General features: G+C 40.1%; 11 protein-coding genes. 9 read left to right on the forward strand and 2 right to left on the reverse strand.

Features of this window, described 5'->3' with window-relative positions:
• Nucleotides 1-506 precede the first annotated feature (506 nt).
• From FC56_RS01830 to FC56_RS01840, 3 genes are all read left to right on the forward strand, one after another.
• The gene (locus tag FC56_RS01830) at nt 507-1622 is read left to right on the forward strand and encodes a lactate oxidase (protein ID WP_056977659.1); all 1116 of its coding nucleotides are present in this window, start codon (nt 507-509) and stop codon (nt 1620-1622) included.
• Nucleotides 1623-1722: 100 nt separating this feature from the next.
• Nucleotides 1723-2379, forward strand: coding sequence for a hypothetical protein (locus FC56_RS01835; protein WP_056977662.1), 657 nt, complete (start codon nt 1723-1725; stop codon nt 2377-2379).
• Nucleotide 2380: 1 nt separating this feature from the next.
• A complete protein-coding gene (locus FC56_RS01840) occupies nt 2381-3070 on the forward strand; it encodes a Crp/Fnr family transcriptional regulator (RefSeq protein WP_225425394.1) in 690 nt (229 codons plus the stop codon).
• A 106-nt stretch (nt 3071-3176) separates the two neighbouring features.
• Here the strand turns inward: FC56_RS01840 and thrS are convergent, their stop codons facing one another.
• The gene (gene thrS, locus FC56_RS01845; protein ID WP_056977664.1) at nt 3177-5132 is read right to left on the reverse strand and encodes a threonine--tRNA ligase; all 1956 of its coding nucleotides are present in this window, start codon (nt 5130-5132) and stop codon (nt 3177-3179) included.
• A 764-nt stretch (nt 5133-5896) separates the two neighbouring features.
• On the opposite strand from thrS, the gene ald reads away from it, so the two are divergent.
• The 6 genes from ald to abc-f all read left to right on the forward strand — a co-directional run bounded on the left by ald (nt 5897) and on the right by abc-f (nt 12721).
• A complete protein-coding gene (gene ald / locus FC56_RS01850) occupies nt 5897-7009 on the forward strand; it encodes an alanine dehydrogenase (protein WP_056977665.1) in 1113 nt (370 codons plus the stop codon).
• 61 nt (nt 7010-7070) lie between these two features.
• Nucleotides 7071-8111 carry a bifunctional threonine ammonia-lyase/L-serine ammonia-lyase TdcB gene (gene tdcB, locus FC56_RS01855; protein WP_054670713.1) on the forward strand — a complete coding sequence of 347 codons (1041 nt, stop codon included), beginning with the start codon at nt 7071-7073 and terminating at the stop codon, nt 8109-8111.
• A 236-nt stretch (nt 8112-8347) separates the two neighbouring features.
• Nucleotides 8348-9682 carry an APC family permease gene (locus tag FC56_RS01860; RefSeq protein WP_056977667.1) on the forward strand — a complete coding sequence of 445 codons (1335 nt, stop codon included), beginning with the start codon at nt 8348-8350 and terminating at the stop codon, nt 9680-9682.
• Nucleotides 9683-9781: 99 nt separating this feature from the next.
• Nucleotides 9782-10312, forward strand: a complete 531-nt coding sequence (locus tag FC56_RS01865) for a GNAT family N-acetyltransferase (protein WP_056977669.1) — start codon at nt 9782-9784, stop codon at nt 10310-10312.
• Nucleotides 10313-10314: 2 nt separating this feature from the next.
• Nucleotides 10315-10956 carry a DNA alkylation repair protein gene (locus FC56_RS01870; protein WP_225425395.1) on the forward strand — a complete coding sequence of 214 codons (642 nt, stop codon included), beginning with the start codon at nt 10315-10317 and terminating at the stop codon, nt 10954-10956.
• 250 nt (nt 10957-11206) lie between these two features.
• Nucleotides 11207-12721, forward strand: coding sequence for a ribosomal protection-like ABC-F family protein (gene abc-f / locus FC56_RS01875; protein WP_056977671.1), 1515 nt, complete (start codon nt 11207-11209; stop codon nt 12719-12721).
• On the opposite strand, the gene tenA is transcribed toward abc-f, so the two are convergent.
• Nucleotides 12718-13377, reverse strand: a complete 660-nt coding sequence (tenA, locus tag FC56_RS01880; protein ID WP_056977673.1) for a thiaminase II — start codon at nt 13375-13377, stop codon at nt 12718-12720. The two genes, abc-f and tenA, sit on opposite strands and share 4 nt — an antisense overlap.
• Between the last annotated feature and the right edge of the window lie 78 nt (nt 13378-13455).

Consider the following 13455-nt stretch of genomic DNA (forward strand, 5'->3'; position numbering starts at 1 on the left):
TTATTCATGTGATAATACTGACCTTTTGTGAAATATTACAAAAATATTAAAACGAAAAAATAGGCCAAAATTATAAAATTAGCACCCCATTTTTGAACTAAAATGGGGGTCATTTTTTAAAATAAATGGGTTTATTAGGATAATTTAGCGGTAAATACCAATTTTAAGTGGGAAAGTGGGGAATTTAGCCAAAAATGATGAAAGAATGAGATCATCAAAAATTCATAATTTCCGTCATTGAGTTTGTGAAACAATTGCGACCGTTTCCAAACTCAATGAGAACAGGCGTTTATCGAGTTACTAAATTATGAGTATGATCTTATGTATAGTTACTTTTTAGTTTCCATTTGAATTATGAGAAAATTATAAGAATCCGAAATCCGTAATTGGTCTACCTAATATAGTAGAAAGATATTAATGAGCTTAATTGCTTGTATTGCCCCTGGGGTTATCTATAATTGAGCTGAAGTTAATAATGTCAACTATATATTAAGGGGGAATTTATTATGACTGAAATTAACGGTTACCAACAAAGTGACGACGAAAATCATATTGAAGTGGTTGATTTACCCACTTTAGGGGAAGAAGCTCAAAAAGTTATTCCAACAGGCGGCTTTGGCTACATATCGGGGGGATCAGAAAATGACTGGACAGAAAAGGTTAACCAACAGGCGTTTACCCATAAACAAATTGTCCCTAGAGTTTTATCGGGGGTAGATAATCCGTCAACCGAAACCAGTTTATTAGGAATCGATACCAGCATGCCGATTTTAATGACACCTTTAGCAGCCCATGGATTAGCTCACTCACAAGGGGAAAAAGATACTGCTAAGGGAGCCGCAGCGGCAGGAACCATTATGAGCTCTAGCACTTATTCCACCTTCTCTATCCAAGATATTGCTGCAGTTGGTAACGGAGCACCTCAATTTTTCCAACTTTACTTAAGTAAGAACTGGGATATTAATGAAGCCTGGTTAAGCACTGCGGTGAAATCAGGAGTGAAAGCTATTATTTTGACTGCTGATGCTACTGTTGGTGGTTATCGGGAAGCTGACATCATTAATAATTTTAAGTTTCCAATGCCAATGGCAAATTTGGAAAACATTAGTAAGAATAGTCAAAATGGTCAGGGAACTGGAATCAAAGAAATTTTTGCCTCTGCTGCTCAAAAGATAACTCCAGATGACATTAAGCGAATTGCCGATTTCACTAAATTACCGGTTTTCGTAAAAGGAATTCAATCCCCTGAAGATGCAATGTTAGCGATTGGCGGGGGTGCCGCTGGAGTTTGGATCTCTAATCATGGCGGTCGCCAATTAAACGGGGGACCAGCGTCCTTCGATGTTTTGCCAGCTATTGCTAAGGCAGTGGGTGGCCGAGTACCGGTGATTTTTGATAGTGGTATTCGTCGAGGATCCGATGTTTTCAAGGCTCTTGCCAGTGGCGCTGATATGGTTGCTATTGGCCGCCCGGTAATTTATGGTTTGGCACTAGGCGGAGCACCTGCAGTTGAAGATGTCTTTAATCATTTGAACATGGAATTGAAAACAGTAATGCAATTAGCGGGGACTAAAAACATCGCTGAAGTAAAGGAAGCGTTAATGACGTCCTTTAATTATTAATATTTGAAGTGGGGTACCTGAGTTTAATCAGGTGCCCCGTTTTTTGCCTTTTTAAAGGAAGGCTATTACAATGAAGAAAAACAAAAAAGTAGGTTGAAAAATGGTGAAACAGGGGCAACGGGCTGCCAGTCGACGGCAAAAACAAATCAAACAACGCCTAAAGCAACGAGTGAAGTTAAGTCAAAGAACTATCAACGTTGAGCAGCTACCGGAATTTATCCTAGTTCGTTACGGATTGACACTAAAAAAACGATTGACGAAGTTATCTGCTGAAACTATTCAGCGACTATTACAAGCTTTAATGAAAAATGTGCCAAGTGGTTTTCAATGGTCAATGAAAACGTGGATTACGGAAACCCTGCAACGGGTTAATAACCAAGTTCCTTGGCAATTTTACTATGTGATAGCTGAAAATTGGGATGATTTTCAGGCCTTTTTAATTCGTGAATTACCGGCTGTTCCGTTAACTCAACCACTAATTATTGAAGATAAGATTGATAATTTGGAATTGGAGGAGATTATTAGCCACCAACTGGCGGTTAATTTCTTTTTAACTGCCACCCAAAATAATTCGATTCTAATGCGCCAATTACCTGCTGCAAAAATTACAGAACTTCAAACTAGTTTTAATGATTCACAGGAACTTAAATGGCAGAAAGTTGCTAGCTTGCTCGGACAAGTGAAACCTGCTGGTGATCCAGGAACTCGTGCTTGGTTGACGGATTTAAACCAGTTATCAGTTGAAGGAGATCATTAAGATGAAGGAGATCATTAAGATGAAGGCTCATGAAGCTTTAGAATGTGTAGAATTAGTGCCGCTATTTCAATCTTTACCGTTATCCCAACGTAAAGCAGTGGCTGCTTTAGTAACTCAAAAGCAGTATGAAAAAAATGAAATAATTTATTTGGCAGCTGAAGATGTTGGTCGCTTCTTGATTGTAGAACATGGTCAAATTAAGTTGGCTACTGTTTCTGTGAATGGCCGAGAAAGTATTACCCGAGTATTGTCTAGCGGTGATTTCGATGGCGAGCCGAACTTATTTGGTTCTGGTTCCCGTGATGTCACAGCAACTGCCCTAACTAAAGCTACTGTCTGTCAGATTAACCAAGCGGATTTTCAGCAACTGTTGACGGATAGCCCAGACTTATCCTTGAACTTATTAAAGACAATGAGCCAAAAGATCAAGGAATTGGAGCTTCAACGAGCCGTTGCCAAAATAAGTGACGTAAAGGGCCAATTAGCACGTTATCTACTGGATACTCAAGCTAGCTTGGCTGAAAATCCATTTAAACTACCTTTGAAGAAAAAAGATATTGCTACCTATTTAGGTACTACACCTGAAAGTATTAGCCGGGCCTTAACTGAGTTAAGCGATCTGCAATTAATTCAAAATCAGGGGGGACAAGTAAAGATTATTGCTCCTGATGAATTATTACTCTTAATATAGTAGAAAAAATAAAAAGCCGTAGCTTATTGATTGAGTAGGATCAATAAACTACGGCTTTTTGGTTTTATTTTTTGTGAGTGTGATTAATAACTAAAATCTCTAAGGATTATAGTTCTGCATCGGTTGCCCGTGAGTATGATTCAAGGTCTTTTTGAACGTAACTTACGAAGTCTTCGAAGTTAACTTCTTTACTATCTTCATGACCGTATTGACGAACTGAAACGGTGTTATCGTTCATTTCAGCGTCCCCAACAACTAATGTGTATGGAATCTTATTAGTTTGGGCGTCACGAATTAGGTAACCCATCTTTTCTGGACGAGCATCTACGTCAGAACGAATGTGGTGACGACGAAGGTCTTCGTTAAGTTTTTCAGCGTATTCACCATGCTTTTGTTCACTAACTGGAATGATACGAACTTGGTGTGGAGCAAGCCAAGTTGGGAAGGCACCCTTGTAAATTTCAGTTAAGTAAGCAGTGAATCGTTCCATAGTTGAAATAATTCCCCGGTGGATCATAACTGGACGGTGTTGTTCACCATCTTCACCAACGTAGTGAAGGTCAAATTGTTCTGGCAACATGAAGTCTAATTGGATAGTTGAAAGGGTTTCTTCATTGCCAAGGGCAGTCTTAGTTTGAACGTCCAACTTAGGACCGTAGAAGGCAGCTTCCCCTTCGGCTTCAGTGTATTCCAAGCCCATGTCATCCATGGCACTCTTCAACATGCTTTGAGCGCGGTTCCACATTTCGTCATCGTCAAAGTATTTTTCAGTGTTTTCAGGATCTCTGTAACTCAAACGGAAAGTGTAGTCGTTGATATCGAAATCATGGTAGACAGATACCATCAACTTCAAGATGCTTTGGAATTCTTTTTCGATTTGTTCCAAGGCAACGAAAGTATGACCATCATTTAATTCCATTTCCCGAACTCGTTGCAATCCACTAAGAGCACCAGATTTTTCGTAACGGTGCATCATACCGATTTCAGCAATTCGAAGTGGAAGTTCACGGTATGAACGGATGTGGTGCTTGTAAATTTGGATATGGGAAGGACAGTTCATAGGACGAAGTTCAAGCATTTCACCTTCACCCATGTCCATTGGTGGGAACATGTCTTCACGGTAGTGATCCCAGTGACCAGATTGCTTGTAAAGGTCAAGGTTAGCAAGCACTGGAGTATAAACGTGTTGGTAACCAGATTCAACTTCACGATCAATAATGTAACGTTCAAGAGTCCGACGGATAGTAGCACCGTTTGGCATCCAGTAAGGAAGACCAGCACCAACTTTAGGATCAACGAAGAATAGATCTAATTGGTTACCAATAACCCGGTGATCGCGTTCGCGAGCTTCTTGACGTTGTTTAAGGTCTTCATCCAAATCAGCTTCTTTGAAGAAGGCAGTGGCATAAATCCGTTGAAGCATTGGGTTTGATGACTTACCTTGCCAGTAAGCACCGGCAACTGAAAGTAGTTTGAAGAATTTAACAGAACCAGTATCTGGAAGTGTAACCCCTTCAGATAAGGCTTTAAAATCTCCGATTTGGTTGATAAATACTCTATCATTAACCGCATTATCTTTAATTAAAGCTTCTTGGTATTGATCGCCAGCAACTAATTGTAAGGCTTCATCAACTGAAATTTCTTCGGTAGCAATTGGAAGTTTTTGATCAATGATCTTCTTCATAGCATCTGCTAATCCATCAAGTTCATCAACACTGATTTGAGTTTCTGGTTTGTCGGTATCAACAAAGAAACCATCTTCATCAGCTTCGCTTTCACCAAACAAAACGTTAGGGAAGTTTTGGCTGATCGCCATCTTTAAGATTTGGGCACCGGTTTGTCGTAAAACTTGAAGACCTTCCGCGTCAGCTGTAGTAAGAATTTCAATCTTGCCATCTTTGTGAAGGGGTTGAGTTAATGAAACTAATTCACCGTCTAAACGACCAGAAACGGCCTTTTTAGCCAAACTATTAGAAATTGATTTGGCAATTTCTAATGCATTAACGCCATCTTCAAAAGATTTAACGTTGCCATCTGGAAAACTAAGTGAGATTTCTGCCATATTGATACGCTCCTTTTCATATGTTGGTGAAACCAAAAAAAGTCCCTAGAATGTCATTAGACATTCTAGGGACGCAATTTAGCGTGGTTCCACCCATTTTTACTTAATCATTAAGTACTCTAGTAGTTGTTAACGATTACTAACCGGAACAACATTATCCGTCGTTCAGTGATAAAAAGTGGTAACCACTACCTTCTAAACAAGCGAACTTCCAGGCTAGATTCGCTCTCCCTGTGATGAGAAGTAGGAGTCATGTCTCTTTATTTGCAATTGATTATGCCCGTTTTAAAAAATAATGTCAACCCCTCCAGGTTAAAATTTTTTTAGATCGGGATTATAAACTCCATAAAACGTTGATTGTGCAAGTGTTAACTAATTCAAAAATATATTTGCATTTGTTATTTATTACACACAATGTGAAAAAGATTCACAAAATCCTGAAATATTGGACCATTCCAATATGTAGAAAAAAACAACCAATTTCGATCACAAATAAAGCGTTATTTTCCAAATTTAATTGTGAAATAAAAAATGTTTTAGCATTGATTCTAATGGATTAGTAAAATGTTTGAGCAGATGAGCGACGGTGCAACCGCGGCACTAAAAGAAAACGGATACATTAATCGCTGAAATATATTTTGAAATCACAAATGCCGATGAAAATGTTTGTGAAAAAAATAATTAACTGTTGACATTTTTCATGAATGGAATATCATAAAGATGCAATATAATTATATTGATAAATTTTTGTGAGGTGCTTTTCTATGAAGATTAGTGTTGTCAAGGAATTAAAAGAGGGCGAAGGTCGAGTAGCCGAAACCCCCGAAAACGTTAAAAAACTTGTCGACGCTGGTAATGAAGTCTTAGTTGACAACAATGCCGGTATCGGTTCTGGTTTTACTAACGAAGAATATGAAGCAGCTGGTGCTAAAATTGTTACACCTGAAGAAGCATGGTCTGCAGACCTTGTTTTGAAGGTTAAGGAACCAGATAAAGCTGAATACAAGTACTTTACTGAAGGCAAAGTTGTTTGGGGCTTCCAACATCTTGCATCATCTAAAGAAACTGTTGAAGCAATGATGAAGGCTGGTACTACTGCTATCGGTGCTGAAACTATCTTTATCGATGGTAAGCTTGCTTTGCTTGCACCTATGAGTGCTATTGCTGGCCGTCGTTCAGTACTTCAAGGTGCTGCATATCTTGAAGCTGAACACGGTGGTGAAGGTATCTTACTTCCAGGTCTTCCACAATTCGGAATTCCTGCCGGTTACGTTGTTATCTTTGGTGGTGGTTCAGCCGCAACTAACGCTGCTGACATGGCCTTAGGTATCGGTTGCCACGTAAGTATCATCGAAAAGAATCCAGACCGGATCAAATGGTTGGAAGAAAACTACAGCGGCCAAGATGTTACTGTTCTTGAATCCAATGATGACACTCTTTCAAGCGAAATTAAGAAAGCTGACCTATTTATTTCAACTATCTTAATCCCAGGCGCTCGTCCACCTAAGTTGGTTACTGAAGAAATGGTTAAGTCAATGAAGCCAGGTTCAGTAATCGTCGATGTTGCCATTGACCAAGGTGGTACTGTGGAAACTATGCACCCAACTACTATTGATGAACCAACTTACATCAAGCATGGCGTTGTTCACTATGGTGTTCCTAACCAACCAGGTGCCGTACCACGTACTGCTACTATGGGTCTTGCTGCTGGGAACATTGATTTCTTACTTGAAATTGGTGAACGCGGAATCGTTGATGCAATCAAGACTGATGAAGCTTTGGCATCAGGAGTTAACGTATACGAAGGTAAAGTAACTAACGAAGGTCTAGCTAAATCATTAGACTTACCATACGTTGATCTTAACAGTGTCCTTTAATTAAAAAATATTTAACAGTTAGTAGATTAAATAATTTAACTCACGTTAGGAGATTAAGATTATGGCTTCAAACAAATTAGTAGAAAAAACCAATGATATTGTAGACTTGCATGACATCCAAGAAGCTCGTTCTATTGTTAGCAAGTATGCTCGGAAAACTCCACTTGTTAAGTCAATGTTTTTAAGTAATAACGTTGTTGGTGGCGACGTTTACTTGAAACTTGAAGATATGCAATTAACTGGATCATTCAAATTCCGGGGTGCTAACAACAAGATTAATCATCTTACTGATGAAGAAAAAGCTCGTGGTGTTATCACTGCTTCTGCTGGTAACCATGCTCAAGGTGTTGCTTTAACAAGTAAATTGCTTGGCATCGACGCAACTGTTGTTATGCCAGACGAAGCTCCACAAATGAAGCGTGATGCTACTCGCGGTTACGGTGCCGAAGTTGATATTCATGGTGCTACTTTTGATGATGCTCACAAATGGATGCATGAACGTGCTGAAAAAGAAGGCAAGACTATCGTTGATCCATTCAACGACAAGTATGTTATCGCTGGCCAAGGAACTATCGGTCTTGAAATCCTTGATGAAATCTGGGATGTTGATACTGTTATCGTTCCTGTCGGTGGTGGCGGATTGATTTCTGGGATTGCCGTTGCTTTGAAGTCATTTAACCCATCAATTCACATTGTTGGTGTTCAATCAGAAAACGTTCACGGTATGGAAGCATCAATTAAAGCCGGCAAGATTGTTACTCATCACGATGATTTCACTCTTGCAGATGGTACTGATGTGGCAACTCCAGGTGATATCACTTACCCAATCGTTCAAAACTTAGTTGACGAAATTGTCCTCGTTTCAGAAGACGAAATTGCAGAAGCTATGAAGGATCTTCTTCAACGGACTAAGGTTGTTGCTGAAGGTGCTGGTGCACTTCCAACTGCTGCTCTTGAAGCCCACAAGATTGATGATAAGTGGTTGAAGGGCAAGAAGGTTGTTGGCCTTGTATCAGGTGGTAACGTTGATTTGACTCGAGTTGAAAAAGTTATTGACCAATTCTTTGTTGAACCAGACACTTCTAAAGGTGTTGTTGGATAATTAGATTTTTAAGTAAGGGATGCGTTATCCACTAATTAATAATTGATGGATTTGCGCATCTTTTATTTTGAAAACAATTGTGATTTTTTGTACAATGTGATCCGAGTCATTTTGGAACCATGATTCAAGACACTTTTCAATAAATATAGAATTTGAAAAGTGTCGTTTGCTATTTTAAATTTATTTATGACTCGTTCACAAGATCATGTTAAGTCTCGTTAAGGAGAAGATTCGTTATGGAAGAAAAATCAGGACTTAAAAAGACCATCACTTTTTGGCCAGCCCTTTCAATGGTAGTTGGTACGGTTATTGGTGCCGGGGTATTCTTTAAAGCCTCAGCTGTTACCCAATATACGGGGTCTAGTAGTTTATCTATGCTTGCTTGGTTTGTAGGTGGGGTTGTTACGATTTGTGCTGGATTAACAGGGGCTGAATTAGCTGCTGCTATTCCACAAACTGGTGGATTGACTACTTATATTGAACATACCTATGGTTCATTTTGGGGTTTTCTAGCTGGTTGGGCTCAAGGAATTATTTATTTCCCAGCGAACGTTGCTGCTTTGGCAATTGTTTTTGGGACTCAAACCTGTAACTTATTAGGTTTATCAAATGGATTAATCGTTCCAATTGCTATTGTTGCTGCAGTGTCTTTGACGCTTATTAACTTTGCAGGGGCTAAGGCGGCTGGTTACGTTCAAACTATTGCGACAGTTGTTAAATTAATTCCATTAGCATTAATTGTTGTTTTTGGCTTCTTCCACCAAGGTGGGGGAGACTTCTCATTATTCCCAGTTGTTGCTGGACCACATCACAGCTTCTGGACTGCGCTGGGTAATGCTACTTTTGCAACTATGTTTGCTTATGATGGTTGGATTCACGTTGGTAACATTGCAGGGGAAATGAAGAATCCTAAGCGGGATTTACCATTAGCAATCTCAATGGGGATCGTGACTATCATGGCAGTTTACTTGTTAGTTAACGCTGTTTTTCTTTACATCTTGCCAATTAATCACATTGCTGGTAACTTAAATGCCGCTTCAGACGTTGCAGGACTTTTGTTCGGTGGTATTGGTGGTAAGCTGGTTACCATTGGGATTTTGATTTCAGTATATGGTGGGTTAAACGGTTATACTACCACCGGGATGAGAATTCCAATGAAGATGGGACAAGAACACAAATTACCATGGGGTGACAAGTTCTCAGAATTAACTAAGGGCACCGCTGTTCCTTGGTTTAGTGGAATTGTTCAATTGATCATTGCTTGTCTAATGATGCTTTCAGGTCAATTTGATTCGATCACTAACATGTTAGTGTTTGTAATTTGGATTTTCTACGTAATGGCATTTATTGCGGTATTCGTATTGCGGAAACGAGAACCTGATTTGGAACGACCATATAAGGTTCCTCTTTACCCAATCATTCCAATTATTGCTATTATCGGTGGTGTATTTATCTTGGTAGTTACCCTATTTACTCAATGGTTGACTTCAGCTATCGGAATTGTTTTAACTTTAATCGGGATTTGCTTCTACTATCCATTAGATAAAAAATATCATTTCTCAGGAAAATAAACGTTGAAAAGCTCGCCAGTCTGGTGGGCTTTTTTTATTAGCGTTAAAGGTTGGCTTGGTGAAAGTGAATCAGTATAATGAGGCCAGGAGGGGATTGCGATGAAAATTGAAACAGTTAAAGTAGAAGACCATTCTGCGGTAGAACAATTGTTGAGACAGGCCTTTACTGATACACCTCACGGTTACGATGGCGAGGCAGAATTAGTGACTGCCTTGCGCCAAGATCCTAAGTACAATCCCAAAGCCGAATTGGTAGCTAAGGATGATAATGGCCAAATGATTGGCCAAGTATTGATTACGCCAATTATTGTTGATGGGCCACAATCAAATAGCCATGGTGCAGCTTTAGCACCGTTAGCAGTAGATCCTCAGTGGCAACACAAAGGTGTTGGCAAAGCGCTAATGCAAGCTATTGAACAGGCAGCCAAAGATTTGGGAATTCAGTTCATTATTGTGATGGGGTGGGCAGATTATTATTCTAAGTTTGGGTATCTTCCAGCTAGCCAATTTAATATTCGGGCGCCCTTTGATGTTCCTGATGAAAACTTTATGGCTAAGGCCATTACGCCTCAGGGCTTAGACAATATCAATGGAACAGTACGGTATTTAGATGCTTTTAATGGGGTGTAAAGGTGGAATTTAAATTACTCGGTCAAGAAGTAAATCGCGAACCAATGGAACGCTATATGAAAAATAAATTTCCGTTTCTTGGGATTAAATCACCAGACAGAAAGCTGCAGGAACGGGAATTATTAAAGGAAAGTCGTAACTGGGATACTGCAAACTTAATTTTGGAAATTCAAACACTTTACCAGAAACCGGAGCGCGAATATCAGTACGTAGCGATTGATTTAGCTCAACGAAATTATCAACGTTTTTCATTAGAGGAGTTAAAAACGTTACTGGTGATCGTTGACCAAAAGGCTTGGTGGGATACGGTGGACAGCTGGCGCAAAGTATTTGCTAGTTACGCCATCAAATTTCCAGAGCATAAGCTCACTATTTTCAATTGGTTTTTCCAAAATGAAAGTATGTGGTTGCGCCGAATTTCCATCATTTTTCAACTGACTGAAAAGGAAACGCTAGATACTGAAATGCTCACGGAAGCCATTGAAACAGATCAATACACCAATGAGTTTTTCTTACAAAAGGCGATTGGTTGGGCGCTGCGCAATTACAGTAAAGTAAATCCGGGTTGGGTGGGCGATTTTATTGCTACTCATGAGTTATCGAACTTGGCGCAACGCGAAGCCAGCAAGTATTTAGATAATTAAGCTTGCTAAACTAATTAGTTTCAGCTACAATCAAACTAAATTAAGGAAAGAAGTGAACGAGTTGAAGAATGCAAACCGTTAAGAAAATGAATATTAATCTTAGTCGAAAAGACTGGGGTTATTTCTAACGATTTGCAAACTTAATTCGGCTAAACGAAAAAAGGCGCAAAGGCGCCTTTTTTTGTGTCTTAAAACCAGCAATCTGCTGAAATAACCCTCAGTCCACTAAAATATTAGGGGGTCGATTTACATGGGTATGATTAAAATTACCGACGTGAACTTTCAATATGATGGGGCAGTGGATCCCGTCTTTACTAACTTAAATATCAACATTGATGAAAAATGGAAATTAGGACTAATTGGCCGGAACGGTCGTGGAAAAACTACTCTGCTTAAAATTTTATTAGGGCAATTGAAGTACCAGGGAACGGTCCAAACCAACTTAACTTTTCGTTACTTTCCACAGCCAGTCAGTGATCCCAGTTTGGAGACTAGTGAAGTGGTTTTGCAGCAGGCCCAGTTAGATGATACTGAAATTTGGCGTGTTCAAGCAGAATTGCCAACTCTTCAACTGAGCGATGATGTTTTGTGGCGGCCGTTTAACACCCTTAGTCCGGGCGAACAAACCAAGGTGCAGTTAGCGGCCTTATTTTGTCAGCCCCAAAGTTTTCAGTTGATTGACGAACCTACCAATCATTTAGACCAAGCTGGTCGCCAAGTAGTAGCAGATTACCTGAAAGGCAAACAAGGTTTTATCGTGGTAAGCCATGATCGCCAGTTTATTAACCAAATTATTGACCATGTCTTAGCAATTGAACGGCAACAGGTGCAACTCCTAAATGGAAATTACGATACTTGGCAAGCCAGCTTTGACCAACAAAATCAATTTGAGGCTAAAGGACAGGCTAAGTTACAACACGAAATTAAGCAGCTAAAGGCTAGTGCTACGCAAACTAAACGGTGGGCTGGTAAAGCTGAAGGGCAAAAACAACAGAAAAATCCAAAGGAACAACACGCTAATTTAGATAAAGGCTTTTTAGGCCATAAGGCGGCCAAAATTATGAAACGGTCCAAGGCTGCAGCTGATAAGGCTGAACGAGCGGTTTCCGAAAAACGCAAACTACTAAAAAACGTCGACGAAGTGTCGACGTTAACAATGGATTATCAGCCGGTAAGAATTAACCAACCGTTATTAACGGTGACTGATCTCCAAGTGAAGTATACGGATGATTGGTTAGCTCAACCGGTTAGTTTTCAAATTAACAAGGGTGAACGATTATTTTTAACCGGTAACAATGGTACCGGCAAATCATCCATCCTAACCGCGTTACAATTTCGGGACCAAATTGAGCACCGTGGAGCAATTACTTGGGCCAGTCAGGTTCGCGTTTCGTTTTTGGAACAAACCTTTACCGAACTCCGGGGATCGCTGACTAATTATGCTAAGCAGCACCATTTGCAGGTGGAGCAGTTCTTTAATTTACTCCGGAAATTAGGTTTTGAACGAGCTAGTTTTCAAACGCCGCTAGAAAAAATGAGCATGGGCCAACAACGCAAAATCGGGTTGGCCAGATCGTTAGGTGAACCTGCTAACCTCTACGTTTGGGACGAACCCTTAAATTATTTGGACCTCTTAACCCGCCAGCAAATTGAAGAGGTAATCCTAGCGTCTCAAGCGACTATGTTGATTATCGATCACGACGTTGATTTTATGGAACGGGTGGCTACTCAACCAGCGGTAGCGGTAACTTCACTAGCAAATTAAAAGGGCCAAGTGGCTTCATCGTAGGCGGTTTGCCAGAAATTAAGTTCGAAATAACTGCTTCGAAGAAAGGCGGTAATCATTGCTGATTGCACGACGCTAGTGGTTTCTTCACCTAACCGGTCGACAATGTCGATCATCGTGTTAGTAGCAATGGTGAATTCCGGACTGGCGTAGGTGTCGATAAATTGTTGGTAAATTTTGACCGGTGAAGACTGTTGTACTAGCCGTTCACCGATTTGGTTATAGAGCCAGTAACAAGGCAATAAGGCCGCAGCTCCCTGAGCGGGATTGGTAGCTAATTCATGTTCCATGTGGGTGACATAGTTGTAGGTGTTAGGAGCCATTGGGGTATTGGTTAACTCATCAGCGGTAATTTGTAGTTGTTGAAAAAATTCTTTCCGAACATCTTGTTCGCTGTTGTTAAGACCGTTAGCTTCGGCTTCTAAGAATTTTACGTCTGCTGGTTCGGCCAACTGCAGTGCTAATAAATGGTGCAGTCTGCTGAATTCTTTTAAGTAGTAAGCATCTTGTTTTAAGTAAAAACGGAACCGGTCCATGGGGAGGTTACCGGTAGTGAGTTCGGTAATAAACGGGTGATTAAAGCTGGCAGTGAATAGCTCGTCAGCCGCGGTGCGCATGTTGTCGGTTAAAGTCATAATGGTTATCCTCCTAAATTGGCTTGGCTTAATTGTAATATAAATTAAAGTCGTAAGGCGAAAATAATTACAGTCCAT

The organism is Lentilactobacillus senioris DSM 24302 = JCM 17472 (genome assembly GCF_001436555.1).
Taxonomy (GTDB): domain Bacteria; phylum Bacillota; class Bacilli; order Lactobacillales; family Lactobacillaceae; genus Lentilactobacillus; species Lentilactobacillus senioris.